Origin of the sequence: Caballeronia sp. LP006, from assembly GCF_031450995.1 — a bacterium.
GTDB lineage: Bacteria > Pseudomonadota > Gammaproteobacteria > Burkholderiales > Burkholderiaceae > Caballeronia.
On record NZ_JARTVW010000004.1, the window covers coordinates 212,147 to 228,248 of the forward strand.

Genomic DNA, 16,102 nt, shown 5'->3' on the forward strand with positions numbered 1-16,102 from the left:
TGTGCTCGGTCAGGGCAGCAAATCCGCGACCGAGAGAAGCTGGCGCGCGATCTCCGCGACTTTCACGCCCTGGTCCATCGCGCGTTTGCGCAGCATGGCGTAGGCGTCGTTCTCGGACAGGCCGCGGCGATCCATCAGCAGCCGCTTCGCGCGGTCGATGATCTTGCGCTCCGCAAGCTCGTTCTCCACTTGCGCGAGCCGCTGCCGCAACTGCGCCTCGTGTGCGAAGCGAGCAAGCGCGACTTCGATGATCGGTGCAAGCCGTGCGGGCGCGAGCCCCTCCACGGAATACGCTGTCACGCCCGCGCCGACGGCGGCGCGAATGAACTGCTGATCGGCGTCGTTGCTGAACATGAGCACGGGACGCGGCGCGGCCTTGTTCATCACCGCGAGCTGTTCGAGTGTGTCGCGCGAAGGCGAATCGGTATCGATGATGACGACATCCGGCTTCTGGCTCTCCACGGCCGCATGCAGCGCGGAAGGCGCGGCGACCTCGGCGAGCATGTCGTAACCGAGACGCGCCAGCTGCTCGCGCAAGTCGCCGATGGGCTTGGCGGTGTCGGTGACGAGCAAGACGCGCAACATGGATGGAGCAGGAGTCATGCGGGAAACGGTCGGAACGAAGGCATACGCGATACCTTCGACTCTAACGTGCGCCAGGCCGCTTGAGAACCTGGCCGAATGGCATAGGCAATACGGCGTGCGAATGTGCGCGACCAACGTCTTTCGTTGCGACGAACGCGCGGATTCAACGTTGCATCGCGAGCTATTCGTTCAAGCGGCATGCGCGAGACCTTGCCTGGAATGGCACGCGAATTCGACGGCTTCGCCTATCGCGCCGCCAATCAGAATGACGGCGGGGCTGCCGAGTCCGGCGGCGGTGGCGTCGGCGGCGAGACGATCGAGCGTGGTGACGAGGCGCTTCTCATCGGGCGATCCCGCGTGCTGCACGACCGCGGCCGGTGTATCGGCACGCAGCGCCAGGAGCAACGCCTGAGCGATGCTCGCAATGCGGCTCATGCCCATGTAGATGGCGAGCGTCGTGCCGGTGGCGGCGAGCGCGGCCCAGTCCGGTTGACTGTGATCCTGCATGTGCGCCGTGACGAAGGTCACGCCCTGACAATGATCCCGATGCGTCAGCGAAATGCCGAGCCCCGCTGCCGCCGCGAATCCCGACGACACGCCGTTCACGATATCCACGGCAATGCCTGCATGGCGTAGCGCCGAAATTTCCTCGCCCGCGCGGCCGAACAGCAGCGCATCGCCGCCCTTTACGCGCACCACGTGCAGGCCCTTTCTCGCATAACGCTGCATCAGACGTTCGATGAACGCCTGCGGTGTCGACCGGCAACCGCCGCGCTTGCCGACGCGAATCACGCGCGCGTTGGGCGCAAGCGTGACGATCTCTGGATTGGCGAGGTCGTCGAGCATGAGGATGTCGGCGGCGGCGAGCGCCTTGGCCGCGCGCAAGGTCAGCAAGTCGAGATCGCCGGGACCCGCGCTCAGGAGGGTGACTTTGCCTTCAACGTGATTCATCGTGTTCTCTTTCGGCTCGGGGCGAGATGACTCGCCTGTATCGGTGGGGCGCATCGGCGCGGCGGGACGAAATGCAAAAAGCGTCCGCCCGTGTCGTTGCACGAGGGGACGCCGTTGTCCTTGGGCCTTGGTCCATGCACGCATCGGTCGATGTATGCATGCTTTGCGCTGCTGCCAGCGCCGTTGCCGGCAGCGCTTCGAGCAATGCAATAAGCGGGCCATTTGCGCCGGGAACGCGCTTGCGTAGATGTCGCAAGGGCTTGCGCCTCGACGCGCGCATCACGTCGCACCGCGAGGAGGCACTGTCGATGTGCAGCCGGCACCCGAACAGCGCGCGCATGCCTCGATGCGTTGCCAAACGCATGGCGTCCCGCGTTCATTCGCACGATTAACCAGACGGTTCAAAAATAAGCGACGTTCGCACGCCATCAGTGCTGCGCCGCACCAGCGATGTGCCCGCGCGCATCAAAACGCGACGCGGAGCCAATGCGCGCTGCCGGTGCAGGATCGCTCGAACGCTTATTCCGCATGGTTGTGAGCTGCATGCGTTCAACATGGCATATCCCTTGCCTTATGTTCCGCCATCGGATCAACGGCGATCCGTCCTGATTACAGCGCCCGGCAGGTAAAAGCCATGCGGGCATCGGACAACGGCGTCCCCCGCATCGGCTTTCCGGCTGATGCGCGGGACGCCTTTCTTTTTTGGCGGAAAGACGATGGACAAAGCCACCCGGATCGATCTCTTCAGCATGCGCACGGCGCCGATGCGCGCCTTCCATCTCACATGGATGGCGTTCTTCGTATGCTTCTTCGCTTGGTTCGCTTGCGCGCCGCTGATGCCGCTCATCAAGCGCGAATACGGCCTCTCCAACGACCAGGTCGCCAACCTCAATATCGCGGCCGTGGCCGTGACCATTCTCGTGCGTCTGATCGTGGGCCCGATGTGCGACCGCTTCGGCCCGCGCAAGGTCTATAGCGCGCTGTTGCTCGCAGGCGCGGTGCCGGTGTTCGGCGCGGCGCTTTCCACGGGCTACGACAGCTTCCTGTGGTGTCGTCTTGCCATCGGTGCAATCGGTGCGAGCTTCGTCATCACGCAATACCACACGTCGGTGATGTTCGCGCCGAACGTCGTCGGCACCGCGAACGCCACGACCGCGGGCTGGGGCAACGCAGGCGCAGGCGCGGCGCAAGCTCTCGTGCCGATGCTGGTTGCCGCCGCGATCGCGTTGGGCGCAGGCGCGGCATCGTCGTGGCGCATCGCGCTGATCGTGCCGGGTATCGCCATGCCTGTGATGGCGTACTTTTACTGGCGCTATACGCAAGACTGTCCGCAAGGCAACTTCACGCAACTGCGCGAACTGGGCGTTGCCATCGACGGCGGCAAGAAGGGCGGCTGGCAGAGTTTCGTGACCGCATGCTCGAACTATCGCGTGTGGATGCTGTTCGTGACCTACGGCGCGTGCTTCGGCGTGGAAGTGTTCATCCACAACATGGCGGCCGTGTATTACGTCGATCACTTCAAGCTCTCGCTCGGCGCGGCAGGACTGGCGGCAGGCAGCTTCGGTCTGCTCGCGCTCTTTGCCCGCGCGCTCGGCGGCTGGCTTTCCGATAAAGCGGCCGCGCGCCGCAGCCTCGATATTCGCGCGACCTTGCTGTTCGTATTGATCGCGGGCGAAGGCATCGGTCTCTATGCGTTCGCGCATGCCGAAGGCGTGGCGCTCGCCATCGTATCGATGCTCATCTTCGGTCTCTTCACGCATATGGCTTGCGGCGCGACCTACGCGCTCGTGCCGTTCATAGACCGCAAGGCGCTGGGCGGCGTGGCTGGCGTGATCGGCGCGGGCGGCAACGTCGGCGCGGTCGCGGCGGGCTTCCTCATGAAAGGCGTGGGCAATGCGCAAGCCACGCTCTCGATGCTCGGCGTGATGGTCGGAGGCGCTGCACTGTGCGCGCTGGCCGTGCGCTTTACCCCGGAACACAAGGCACGCGAAGCCGCGTTGCGTGAAAGCGCGCTCGCGGGCAACAACCGTGTAGCTGGTTAAGTCATCACTCAGGCAGAGTCCCCATGAAAATCGTCGTCATCGGCCACGGCATGGTCGGCCACAAGTTCCTCGAATGTCTCGCCGAAAGCGGGCATGACACGCTGCAAGTCACCGTGCTCTGCGAAGAACCGCGCGCGGCCTATGATCGCGTTCATCTGACCGAATTCTTTTCGGGCAAGTCGGCCGATGAGCTTTCGCTCGTGCAGGAAGGCTTCTTCGATCGCTCGGGCTATGCGCTTCAGCTCAATGCGAAAGCCGTCGCGATCGATCGCGCGGCGCGTACCGTGACCGCATCCACGGGCGAAGTGCTGCCCTACGACAAGCTGGTGCTCGCAACGGGTTCGTATCCCTTCGTGCCGCCCGTCGAAGGCAAAGAGCGCGCGGGATGCTTCGTGTATCGCACGATAGAAGATCTCGAAGCGATGCGTGCCTTCGGTGCGAAATCGAAAGTCGGTACGGTCGTCGGCGGCGGTTTGCTTGGTCTCGAAGCGGCGAAGGCGTTGCGCGATCTCGGGCTCACCACGCATGTCGTCGAATTCGCGCCGCGTCTGATGGCCGTGCAAGTGGACGACGGCGGCGGACGCGTGCTGCGCAGCAAGATCGAGGAACTGGGCGTGACGGTGCACACGGGCCGCAACACGCTTGCCATCGTCGATGGCGAGGGTGCTGCGAATCGCATGAATTTTGCCGATGGCGCGCATCTCGATACCGACATGATCGTGTTCTCCGCGGGCATTCGTCCGCGTGACGATATCGCGCGTGCGGCCGGTCTCGAGATCGGGCCGCGCGGTGGCATCGTGATCGACGACGCATGCCGCACGAGCGATGCGGATATCTACGCCATCGGCGAATGCGCGCTGTGGCAAGGGCAGTTGTTCGGCCTCGTCGCGCCGGGTTACGACATGGCGCGCATCGTCGCGAAGCAGGTCATTGGCGCGGACGACGCCATGTTCGCGGGCGCGGACATGAGCACCAAGCTCAAGCTGATGGGCGTGGACGTGGCGAGTATCGGCGACGCACATGGCAAGACGCCGGGCAGCCGCTCGTATCAGTTCAGCGACGAGCGCAAGCAGATCTACAAGAAGCTGGTCGTGTCCGATTGCGGCAAGTTCCTGCTGGGCGGCGTGATGGTTGGCGACGCCACTGAATACGGCACGCTTTTGCAGATGATGCTCAACAAGATCGAGCTGCCGGAAGCACCCGAATTCCTGATCTTGCCGCAAAGCGACGGCAAGGCGAAGCCCGGCCTGGGCGTCGAAGCCTTGCCCGATGCCGCGCAGATCTGTTCGTGCAACAACGTGAGCAAGGCGGAAATCTGCGCGGCGGTGTGCGCGGGCGCGACGAGCATCGGCGCGTTGAAGAGCGCATGCAAGGCGGGCGCATCGTGTGGCGGCTGCGTGCCGCTCGTCACGCAGGTGCTGAAGAGCGAGATGAAGCGCCAGGGGCTCGCGGTCAACAACCATATCTGCGAACACTTCCCGTATTCGCGCCAGGAGCTTTATCACATGGCGCGCGTGGAAGGACATCGCACGTTCGGCTCGATGCTCGCGAAGCATGGCAAGGGTCTGGGCTGCGATATCTGCAAGCCTGCCGTGGCCAGCATTCTCGCTTCGTGCTGGAACGAGTTCGTGCTGAAGAAGGAGCATGCGGGCCTGCAGGATTCGAACGACTACTACCTCGCCAACATTCAACGCGATGGCACGTATTCCGTCGTTCCGCGCATGCCGGGCGGCGAAGTCACGCCCGATGGTTTGATCGCGGTCGGACAAGTGGCGAAGAAGTACGGGCTCTATACGAAGATCACGGGCGGCCAGCGCGTCGACATGTTCGGGGCGCGCGTGGAGCAGTTGCCCTTCATCTGGGAAGAGCTGATCGCCGCGGGCTTCGAATCGGGACATGCCTATGGCAAGTCGCTGCGCACGGTGAAGTCGTGCGTCGGTTCGACATGGTGCCGCTATGGTGTCGGCGATTCGGTCGGTCTCGCCATCGCGCTGGAAAACCGCTACAAGGGGCTGCGCACGCCGCACAAGATCAAGTTCGGCGTCTCGGGTTGCACACGCGAATGCGCGGAAGCGCAGGGCAAGGATATCGGCGTCATCGCGACGGAGAAGGGCTGGAACCTTTACGTCTGCGGCAACGGCGGCATGAAGCCGCGTCACGCCGAACTGCTCGCATCCGATCTCGACGAAGTCACGCTCATTCGCTACGTCGACCGCTTCCTGATGTTCTACGTGCGTACGGCGGACCGCCTGCAACGCACGAGCGTGTGGCGCGACAACCTCGAAGGCGGCCTTGATTATCTCGTCGATATCGTCGTGAACGACAAGCTCGAACTCGCCGCCGAACTCGAAGCGGAGATGCAACTCGTCGTCGATACGTACGAAGACGAATGGAAGAAGGCCGTCACCGACCCCGAAACGCGCAAGCGCTTCCGTCACTTCGTCAACAGCGACAAGAGCGACGAGAACGTGACCTTCGTGGAAGAGCGCGGCCAGATTCGTCCCGCGACGCCCGAGGAACGCAAGCTGAAGCTGATCGACATTCCTGTCGTCGTCGAAACCGTTTGAGCGCTGGAGACCACCATGAATGACCGCATTGAACAGGACTGGACCGAGATCTGCGCACTCGATGACATCGTGCCCGACACCGGCGTCTGTGCGCTTTTCAAGGGCGCGCAGGTGGCCGTGTTTCATGTGGCGGGCGACGAGCAGAGCGTCTTCGCCATCGACAACTTCGATCCGCATTCGCAGGCGGCGGTGCTCTCGCGCGGTATCGTCGGCAGCTTGGGCGAGCGCATTGTCGTGGCATCGCCGATCTACAAGCAGCACTTCGATCTGCGTACCGGCGAATGCCTCGAAGCGCCCGAGCGCTCCGTGACCGCGTATCGCGCACGCGTGGCCGGCGGCAAAGTGTGGATTGCCGCATGAAGACGGAATATGCGGTTGCGGCTGGCGCGGCCGATGTACCGATGGTGCAGGCGCGTCAGCGTCTCGTCGTGATCGGCAACGGCATGGCGGGCATGCGCACGGTCGAGGAATTGCTGAAGATCGCGCCCGAGCTGTACGACATCACCGTGTTCGGCGCCGAGCCTTACGGCAACTACAACCGCATTCTGCTTTCGCCCGTGCTTGCAGGCGAGAAAAGCGTGGACGACATCATCCTCAATACGCGCGAATGGTATCGAGCCAATGACATCACGCTGCATGCAGGCGACGCCGTGGTCGGAATCGATCGCGTGCGGCGCATCGTGCGCTCGGCAAGCGGTATCGAGGCGCGCTACGACCGACTTCTGATAGCGACGGGTTCGAAGCCTTTCATCATTCCCGTGCCGGGTTGCGATCTTCCGGGCGTGATCGCGTTTCGCGACATTCAAGACGTGGAAAAGATGCTGGCGGCATCGCGCGATCATCGTCATGCGGTGGTGATCGGCGGCGGCTTGCTCGGTCTCGAAGCGGCCAACGGTTTGCAACGTCAGGGCATGTCGGTGACGGTCGTGCATTCAAGCGAAAGCCTGATGGACCGTCAACTCGATGCGAGCGCGTCCACGTTGCTCAAGCGTTCGCTGGAAGCCAAGGGTCTGCGTTTCGCGATGGCCGCGAAGACGACGGAGATCGTGGGCGATGAACGCGTGACGGCGGTGCGCTTTGCCGATGGCCGCGAGATCGAAGCCGATCTCGTCGTGATGACCGCGGGCGTGCGTCCCAACATCGCGCTCGCGAAGGAAGCGGGACTGCACTGCGAGCGCGCGATCGTCGTCGACGACACCTTGCAGACTTACGATCCGCGCGTCTATGCAGTGGGCGAATGCGTGCAGCATCGCTCGGCTACGTTCGGTCTCGTGGCGCCGATCTGGGATCAGGCGCGTGTGGCCGGCGCGCATCTCGCGGGCGCGGGACATCGCCGCTATGTGCAGCGCGCGACCGCGACCAAGCTGAAAGTCACGGGCGTCGATCTTTACTCGGCGGGCGATTTCATCGGCGACGATTCGTCCGAAGACCTCGTGCTGCGCGATCCGGGTCGCGGCGTCTACAAGCGTCTCGTGTTGCAGGCGGGCTGTGTGATCGGCGCGGTGCTGTATGGCGACGTGAAAGACGGCGCATGGTATTTCGAGCTGATTCAGAACCGCACGGATGTCTCGCATCTGCGCGGACGTTTGTTGTTCGGCAAGACGCTTTGCGAAGCGCAAGCATAGATATGAACGCGAGAATCCCCATCATTCCGGTTCAGGCGGCTGCCGTTCGCACGACATGTCCTTATTGCGGCGTGGGTTGCGGCGTTGTGGCGACACCGCGCACGGCTATCGACGTGGCGATTGCTGGCGACGAAACACATCCGGCCAACTTCGGCCGCTTGTGCGTGAAAGGCTCGGCACTCGGCGACACGGTGAGCCTCGAAGGACGTCTGCTCAAACCGAAGCTGCGCGACGGTCAAACCGGCGCGCTCGCCGATGTCTCCTGGAGCGATGCCATCGGCACCGTGGCGAGCGGATTCGCTCGCATCGTCGAACGTCACGGTCCGGATGCGGTCGCCTTCTACGTATCGGGGCAATTGCTCACGGAGGACTATTACGTCGCCAACAAGCTGATGAAGGGCTATATCGGCAGCGCGAACATCGATACGAACTCGCGGCTTTGCATGTCGTCGTCGGTGGCGGGACACAAGCGCGCGTTCGGCGAAGACCTCGTGCCGCTGAATTACGAAGACCTCGAACTCGCCGATACCATCGTGCTCGTTGGATCGAATACGGCATGGTGTCATCCAATCCTGTTTCAGCGCATCGTGAAGATGAAGGAAGCGCGGCCAGACGTGAAGATCGTCGTGATCGACCCGCGCCACACGGCAACGTGCGAGATGGCCGATCTGCATCTGCCGCTCAAGCCCGGCAGCGATGTGCGGCTGTTCAACGGCCTGTTCGCGTTTCTGGCGGAGCATGGCGCATCCGATTCCGCTTTCGTCGATGCACACACCAACGGCTTCGATGCCGCGCTCGCGGCAGCAGGACCGTCCGATCTCGCGCAGACCGCGAAGGACTGCAAGCTCGATGCGCACGATCTGATGACCTTCTATCGGCTCTTTGCGCGCATCGAACGCGTGGTGACGGTTTATTCGCAAGGCGTGAATCAATCGAGCGCGGGGACGGACAAAGTCAACAGCATCATCAACTGTCATCTGTTGACAGGACGCATTGGCAAGCCAGGCATGGGACCGTTTTCCTTCACGGGACAACCGAACGCGATGGGCGGGCGCGAAGTGGGCGGCCTTGCCAACACGCTGGCGGCGCATCTCGAACTGGATAGCCCGTTGCATCGCGAGATCGTGCAGACGTTCTGGGCGTCGCCTGCGATTCCCGAACGCGCCGGATTGAAGGCTGTCGATCTGTTCGACGCCATCGAAGCCGGCCGCGTGAAAGCACTGTGGATCATGGGCACGAATCCGGTCGTGAGTCTGCCGGACGGCGACCGCGTGAAGCGCGCGCTTGCAAAGTGTGAACTGGTGGTGAGCTCGGACATCATCGAGCATACGGATACCAACGCTTGCGCCGATGTGTTGCTGCCCGCGCTCGGCTGGGGCGAGAAGGACGGCACCGTGACCAACTCGGAGCGCCGTATCTCGCGGCAGCGCGCGTTTCTGCCGGCACCGGGCGAAGCGCGCGCCGACTGGCGGATCATGTGCGATGTCGCGCGTCGCATGGGCTTTGCGGGCTTCGACTTCCAGGCGCCGCATGAAATTTTCGATGAACACGCGCGTTTGAGCGCATATCGCAACGACACGGAGACGGGCGTTTATCGCGCATTCGACATCGGCGGACTAACGCAACTCGGAGAGCAAGATTACGACCTGCTCGAACCCGTGCAATGGCCGCTGCGCTCGAAAGACGACACCGGCAGCGCGCGCCTTTTCGAGCAACGACGCTTCAGTCATGCCGATGGGCGCGCGCGTTTCATCGCGACGCCGCCGCGCGATCCGGTCAACGCGCCCGATGCCGACTATCCGCTCATTCTCAACACGGGCCGCGTGCGCGACCAATGGCACACGATGACGCGCACCGGGCGTTCGGCGAAGCTCGCCGGGCATATCAGCGAATCGTTCATCGACATGCATCCGCAAGACGCGCTTGCATACGGCGTGCGCGAAGGAGAGCTCGCGCGCGTGACGAGCCGCTGGGGTTCGATGATCGCGCGCGTTCAATTCGGCGGCGGCATGTCGCGCGGCAGCGTGTTCGTGCCGATCCACTGGAACGATCAGGTTGCCTCGGATGCGCGCGTCGGCGCGGTGGTGAATCCGGTCGTCGATCCGGTATCGGGCGAGCCCGAGTTCAAGCACACGCCTGTGTCGATCGAGCAATTCCACGTGACATGGCACGGCTTCGCGCTTTCGCGACGCGCGCCCGCGCTCGATTCCGTTACGCACTGGACGCGCGTGCACGGCGCGCGTTTCGTGCGCCATGAACTGGCGGGACGCAATCGTTTCGATGCCGCGCATGACGATCATCACGACTGGGCGCGCGCGCTCTTTCGCATTGACGATCCGCATGCGGACTGGATCGAATACGAGGACAAAAGTGCGGGCGTGTATCGCGCGGCGCATGTGGTGAACGATCGCATCGAGAGTTGCGTGTTCGTTTCCGAGCGCCCCGACTTGCCTGCACGCGCTTGGCTTGCGAGTCTCTTCGAGAAAGAGCGTCTCGACGATGAAGACCGCGCGAGCCTTTTGCTCGGCCAGCCGATAGGCAAGGGCGAGGACACAGGACCGACAGTCTGCTCGTGCTTCGGCGTCGGGCGCAATACGATCTGCAAGGCGATTCAGGACAAGGGTCTGAAGACGGCCGCGGAGGTTACCGCTTGCGTGAAGGCCGGCGGCAACTGCGGATCGTGCGTGCCGGAGTTGAAGAAGCTGATCGTCGAAACGGAGATGGCTCGGTTGAGCACGGTTTGATTTGTCATTTGACGGCTGCGGCAAGAAGCGGGCGCCTCGGCGCCCGTTTTTACTTCATGCAGTCTTCCAATAAGCGCCCTGTGAGCGCTGTCGAACCAAACATCTGATGAATCAGCGCGATTTCAGCGCATATGTTGGTTCCCCCGCCAATTCCTTTCGCGATTCTCCTTACAGTCCTTTCCCACAGGCGCATCGACAAAAATGAGCGTCAGCGGGCATCGTCGAATGGCTATGGGGATTGAAACGAAGGCACGGTTATTTCGGATGGCGAATGAGTTTCTTGGTGACGCTTCCACGCTATAGGGCACACGAAGCGAAGCTTGCCGCCATTGCAATAGCCATTGCCATTGCCGCGACGAAACCGACGTCGCAAACCGCTCGGTAACACCGTTGGAACTCCGGAGGCAACCAGGCAAGGTGGCGTTTCTGGAGCATGGAGATGTGCTTCACAGCCGTCTCTTCTTTTTGGGTTGGCTCGGATGTGGATACATCGGAAGGGCCAACCCTTTTTTTTTGACATTGCGGGAAAGCACCGCGAGAACAATCAGCCTGTGGAATGCCGTTCCGAAAGGCCCATCGCAATGCGCGCCTGCTGCGCATGCTCGGCGGATAACGGCGCCCCGGCCGATGCCCCGCCTTCGCTCATGGGCCGATGCTCATTGCCGAATCGCGCCACCGAGAACGCGAACGTGTTGATGCCCTTGGCACTCGTCGCCGATACCGTGCCGCGATGCATTTCCGCCACGGCCTTCACGATAGCCAGTCCCAGCCCATGATTCTCCCGGCTGTTGGTGCGCGAGCTTTCGGCGCGATAGAAACGATCGAACAGATGCTCCATGACAGGCGGCGCGATCTGCTCGCCGGGATTAGCCACCGCGATCCGCACGCGTCCATGCTCGCGCGCGATGTTGACCGAGATAGTCGCGCCCGGCGCGCAATGCTGAATGGCGTTCATCACGAGATTGGAAAGCGCGCGGCCGAATAGCGACGTGTTGACGAAGGCGCGTGCATCGCCGCTTGCCGTCGCGCGCACTTGCGCTTCTTCGAGCGGTATCTCCAGAAACTCCAGCGTGCGGCTCACTTCCGCCGCGAGCGACACTTCGACGAGTCCCGTTGCCCGTTCGCCCTGATCGGCACGCGCGAGGAACAGCATGTCGTTGATGATCGCGCGCACGCGCTCGAACTCTTCGAGATTCGACTGCAACGTATGACGCAATTCTTCGATCGGCCGGTCGCGCGTGAGTGCCACTTCCGTCTGGCCGATGAGAATGGTGACGGGCGTGCGCAACTCGTGCGCGACATCCGCATTGAACGATTCGAGCCGTCCATACGCGTGATCGAGCCGTTCTAGCGCGCCGTTGAATGACTTCGCGAGGTCTTCGAGTTCAAAGGGCAACGAGCGCGTGTTGAGCCGCTGCGAGCGATTGTTCGGGCTTACGTTCTGCGCGTCGCGTGTCAGACGCGTCAAGGGCGCAAGGCCCAGTCGCGCCACCGAATAGCTTAGGAACAACACGGCGACCGTGGCGAGCGCCGTCAATGCGGCAAGCGCAAGCCCGAAGGCGCGCATGGTCCGCACGTTCGGCGAACAGTCCACGGCCACAAAAAGCTGCAACGGCGGACGGTCCATATACGGCGGAATGGTCAGCGTGGTCATGAGCATTTCATACGCGCGGCCTTCGGGCTGGAAGTGCCCGTAATGGTCCTGCACGCGCTTGATCTGATCGCGCAAGGGCGGTGCGCCGTAGTTATAAAGCCCGTCGTTGCTGGCCACGGCGAACATCGTGGAGCCGTCACGCGGCGTGATGTCCGCGAGCTTCTCCTTGGCCATCTTCCACTTGTCGGGGTTCGATACGTGCGAGACGATCAGCCGTGCGATCTCCGCGCGATTGTCGAGCGAGTCGCGCAGATGCTGTTCGAGCTGCACACGCAGCACGAGAAAAAGCCCGGTGCCCACGAGCGCGAACACGAACAACGCGACGACCGCGAACATGACCGCAAGCCGCCGCGCAATGGATCGCTGCGAGCGCGGTTCGCCGTCGCCGGATTTGGCCCACTGCACGTTCATGATGTTCTCGCGTCTTCCCTGGTTTCCCGCGTGTCGCGTGCTTCGCGCACTTCGAGCACGTAGCCCATGCCGCGCACGGTATGCAGGAGCTTGGTGCGAAACGGCCCGTCGAGCTTGGCACGCAGCCGCTTGATGGCGGTTTCCACCACGTTGGTATGACTTTCGAAATCTACTTCCCAAACGAGTTCGGTGATGGCCGTCTTCGACAGGATATCCCCATGACGGCGCGCGAGGACGCTCAGCAGCTGAAATTCCTTCGCGGTGAGATCGAGGCGCACGCCGTCACGCGTGGCGCGTCTGCCGATCAGATCGACGTAAAGATCGCCCACGGAAATGAGCGTGGATTCCTGCGCGCGCGTGCGCCGTGCGAGCGCGTGCAGTCGCTCGACCAGTTCGAGAAACGAAAAAGGCTTGGTGAGATAGTCGTCCGCGCCCTCGCGCAGACCGCGCACACGGTCATTGATATGATCGCGCGCCGTGAGCATGATGACCGGCGTCGACTTCTGCAGACGCAGCGCCTTCAGCACCGCGAAGCCATCGCGGCGCGGCAGCATGACATCGAGCACGACCACGTCGTAATCGTATTCGATGGCCAGATGCGTGCCTTCCTCGCCGTCCATCGCGACATCGACGACCCAGCCTTGCTCGGTCAGTCCGGAGCGCAGGTAATCGACTACCTTGTGTTCGTCTTCCACTATCAGGACTTTCATGCCTGCCTCTTCAAGGGGTTTGCTTACCGCTCGCTTGCTTATTGTTATAGGTGATTACTATACGATCCTCACGTCTAACATGCTTGCATCGAACCGCCATTCAACGCGATGATTCCTTGACGCTCTGATTCGATGCACCCTGTTCCTGCGCCGCGTCATGCACGTCCCATCCGCCGCCCAGCGCCTTGACGAGCGCGACAGACGTGGTGTGTTGCTGGCCACGTATCTGCACATCCTGGCGCTCGCTCGTGAGCAATTGCTGCTGTGCGGTGATCACGTCGAGATAAGCGACGAGGCCGCCCGAATATCGGTCATTGGCAAGCGAAAGCAGACGCTGCGAGTCGACCACGGCTGCATGCGATTGCTTCGCCGCGCCATCCAGCACCGATAACCCGACGATACCGTCCTGCACCTGCTGGAACGCGCCGAGAACGGTCTGACGATAATTCGCCTCAGCCGCCACGTAGCCTTCGCTCGCGAAGTCGACGGCAGCGGAACGCCGGCCGCCATCGAACACGACCTGGCTCGCCATGGTGCCGATGGTCCACAGGAGGCTTGGCGCGGAGATGAGACTCGAGAACGCCGTGCTCTCCCAGCCGACGTTACCGTTCAAGGTCAGGCTCGGAAAGAATGCAGCCTTCGCGACGCCGATCTGCGCATTCGCCGACGCCATCGAACGCTCCGCCGATGCCACATCCGGCCGGCGTTGCAGCACGTCGCTCGGCAGGCCGAGCGGTATCGACGGCACCGGACGATCCTTGATGTCCGCCGCGATTGAAAACTGCGGCGCGGGCGTGCCAACGAGCGCCGCAATGGCGTGTTCGTATTGCGCGCGCTGGTTCAGCAGCAGTTGCGCCTGCACGCGTGTCGAGTCGAGTTGCGACTGCTGTTGCAGCACGTCGAGACCGGATACCGCGCCCAGATCGTGCTGCGAGGTCACGTAATCGAGCGCTTTCTTCTGCAGCCCCACGGAGCGATTCAGCACGTCGATCTCGGCATCGAGTTCGCGCATCGAGAAATAGCTGCTCGCGAGTTCCGTGGTGAGAACGAGCCGCGCGTTGGCGAGGTCGTCGCGCGATTGTTCCGCCGTTGCCTGTGCGCCTTCCACTTCGCGGCGAATGCGTCCGAACAGATCGAGGTCATAGCTCACGGAAGGCGCGAGCTTGATGTCGTTCTGAACCGTGCTCATGACCGGCGTGTTGTAGCTCGTGACCGGACGATTCTTCGATACGCGCAGACGGTCGGCCTGTGCGCCGAGATCCACCTCGGGCAGCGCGAGCGATGAGGTTTGCGCGAGCGTTGCGCGGGCCTGTTCGTAATGCGCGACGGCGGCCGCGAGCGTCTGATTCTGCGCGAGTGCTTGCGTCTCCAGCGTGTTCAGCGTGGCGTCGTCATAGCCCGTCCACCAGTCGAGCGCGAGCGGCGCGTGCGAAGGTTCGCCGACTCGCCAGTACGAGTCGGTTTGCCAGTCGGGCGGCGTCTCGGCGACGGGGCGCTTGTAATCGGGGCCGACGGTGCATGCCGCAAGCATCGTCAACATGCCGATGGCAACGATGCCTCTCATGACGCGGCCTTCTGATTCGGAGTCTGCGGATCGTGCTGATTCTGCTGCTTCTGCGGCTGGACCACGACATGATCGCCGTCCGCAATGGAATCGCTCGGATTGATGATGATCTTGTCGGTCGGCTCGATACCGCTCTCGATTTCGAGCGACTGCCCGAGATCCTGCGCGATCACGATCTTGTTCAGATGCACATGGCCGTTCGAGTCGACCACCGCGACGCGCGGTCCTTCCGCACGGAAGAGCAACGCATTGCCCGGCACGAGCAGGCGTGCATGGACGACGGCTGGCACCGCGACCTGCACATAGGCGCCGGGACGCAGGCGCTGATCGGCGTTGGGCAGCGTGACTTCGACTTGCAGCGAACGCGTGGGCACGTCGATCGCGCCGGAGATATGCGTGATCTTGCCGTGGAACTGCTGACCGGGAAGCTCGGCCTGCATCACGACCACCGACTGACCGACCGACACGTTCTGCGCATACGCCTGCGGCAACTGCACGAACACGCGCAGCGGGTCCGACTGCGCGAGCGCAAAGAGCGCGCGGCTCGCGCCACTGCCCGCGTCGATGAGATCGCCGACATCGACGTTGCGCTGCGTGACCACGCCTGCAAACGGCGCGACGATGCGCTTGAACGATTCGAGCTGACGCAGACGCTTCACGTTGGCGTCCGCGGCGGCGAGATTGGCCACGTCCTGGTTATACGTGCTCTGACGTTCGTCGAGTTCCTGCTGCGAGACGGCATCGCGCTGACGCAGTTGTTGCCAGCGTTGCAGCGAGCTTTTCGCAAGGCCCAGGCTCGATGCTGTCTGATCGCGTTGCGCGACCGCCTGCGCGAGCTCCTGATCGATTTCAGGGGTATCGAGATCGGCGAGCAACTGGCCTTGCTTCACGCGTGTGCCGATATCCGCGTACCAGTGCAGCAGATAACCCGTCGCGCGCGCATAAATCGGCGATTCGACGAAGCCGCGCAGCGTACCCGGCAAGGTCGTGTTGCCGCCGCCATCGGTCTGCGTTGGCGCGACCACGTTGACGTATTGCTGGGCGTTCTGTTGCGTGCGCGTGACGACCGAGCGGTTGTGAATCATGTCGCTGATCACGGTGCGCGCCGCGCCGAGCGCGAGCAGCGCAAGCACGATCACGAGCGCGATCTTCGCGCGTTTCCATTCGACATGGCGCGGTGGCAGCGCGGGTCCTTCATTCGGATCACGCGCGGGAATCGCGAGCGAGGCGTGGTTCTTTTCAGTCATGT

The 16,102-nt window shown here is 62.8% G+C and carries 11 protein-coding genes; 5 read left to right on the plus strand and 6 right to left on the minus strand.

Features of this window, described 5'->3' with window-relative positions; all coding sequences use genetic code 11:
• Positions 1-9: 9 nt before the first annotated feature.
• Entirely contained in the window at positions 10-585 is a 576-nt protein-coding gene (locus P9250_RS11110; protein WP_244829714.1) for an ANTAR domain-containing response regulator, read from the minus strand.
• 189 nt (positions 586-774) lie between these two features.
• Positions 775-1,536, minus strand: a complete 762-nt coding sequence (cobA, locus tag P9250_RS11115; RefSeq protein WP_250493241.1) for a uroporphyrinogen-III C-methyltransferase — start codon at positions 1,534-1,536, stop codon at positions 775-777.
• 716 nt (positions 1,537-2,252) lie between these two features.
• On the opposite strand from cobA, the gene P9250_RS11120 reads away from it, so the two are divergent.
• From P9250_RS11120 to P9250_RS11140, 5 genes are read left to right on the plus strand one after another with little or no spacing between them, the layout of a single operon-like run.
• A complete protein-coding gene (locus tag P9250_RS11120) occupies positions 2,253-3,578 on the plus strand; it encodes an MFS transporter (protein WP_244828502.1) in 1,326 nt (441 codons plus the stop codon).
• Positions 3,579-3,601: 23 nt separating this feature from the next.
• On the plus strand, positions 3,602-6,145 hold the full coding sequence (gene nirB / locus P9250_RS11125; RefSeq protein ID WP_250466731.1) for a nitrite reductase large subunit NirB: 2,544 nt from the start codon (positions 3,602-3,604) through the stop codon (positions 6,143-6,145).
• A 15-nt stretch (positions 6,146-6,160) separates the two neighbouring features.
• Positions 6,161-6,505, plus strand: coding sequence for a nitrite reductase small subunit NirD (nirD, locus tag P9250_RS11130; RefSeq protein ID WP_244828499.1), 345 nt, complete (start codon positions 6,161-6,163; stop codon positions 6,503-6,505).
• Positions 6,502-7,770, plus strand: a complete 1,269-nt coding sequence (locus P9250_RS11135) for an FAD-dependent oxidoreductase (RefSeq protein WP_310393011.1) — start codon at positions 6,502-6,504, stop codon at positions 7,768-7,770. The genes nirD and P9250_RS11135 overlap by 4 nt, the downstream gene beginning before the upstream one ends.
• 2 nt (positions 7,771-7,772) lie before the next feature.
• The gene (locus tag P9250_RS11140) at positions 7,773-10,514 is read left to right on the plus strand and encodes a molybdopterin-dependent oxidoreductase (RefSeq protein WP_310393013.1); all 2,742 of its coding nucleotides are present in this window, start codon (positions 7,773-7,775) and stop codon (positions 10,512-10,514) included.
• A gap of 544 nt (positions 10,515-11,058) precedes the next feature.
• On the opposite strand, the gene P9250_RS11145 is transcribed toward P9250_RS11140, so the two are convergent.
• The 4 genes from P9250_RS11145 to P9250_RS11160 form a co-directional block, all read right to left on the minus strand.
• Positions 11,059-12,579 (minus strand): heavy metal sensor histidine kinase, encoded by a 1,521-nt coding sequence (locus P9250_RS11145; RefSeq protein WP_244828493.1) that lies wholly within the window; start codon positions 12,577-12,579, stop codon positions 11,059-11,061.
• Positions 12,576-13,289 carry a heavy metal response regulator transcription factor gene (locus P9250_RS11150; RefSeq protein ID WP_244828488.1) on the minus strand — a complete coding sequence of 238 codons (714 nt, stop codon included), beginning with the start codon at positions 13,287-13,289 and terminating at the stop codon, positions 12,576-12,578. Before P9250_RS11150 ends, P9250_RS11145 begins: the two co-directional genes overlap by 4 nt.
• A gap of 100 nt (positions 13,290-13,389) precedes the next feature.
• Complete coding sequence (locus P9250_RS11155; protein WP_309849533.1) at positions 13,390-14,853, minus strand: efflux transporter outer membrane subunit; 1,464 nt, start codon at positions 14,851-14,853, stop codon at positions 13,390-13,392.
• Positions 14,850-16,100: an efflux RND transporter periplasmic adaptor subunit gene (locus tag P9250_RS11160; protein ID WP_250493245.1), complete on the minus strand. Its 1,251-nt coding sequence runs from the start codon at positions 16,098-16,100 to the stop codon at positions 14,850-14,852. The genes P9250_RS11155 and P9250_RS11160 overlap by 4 nt, the downstream gene beginning before the upstream one ends.
• Positions 16,101-16,102 lie beyond the last annotated feature (2 nt).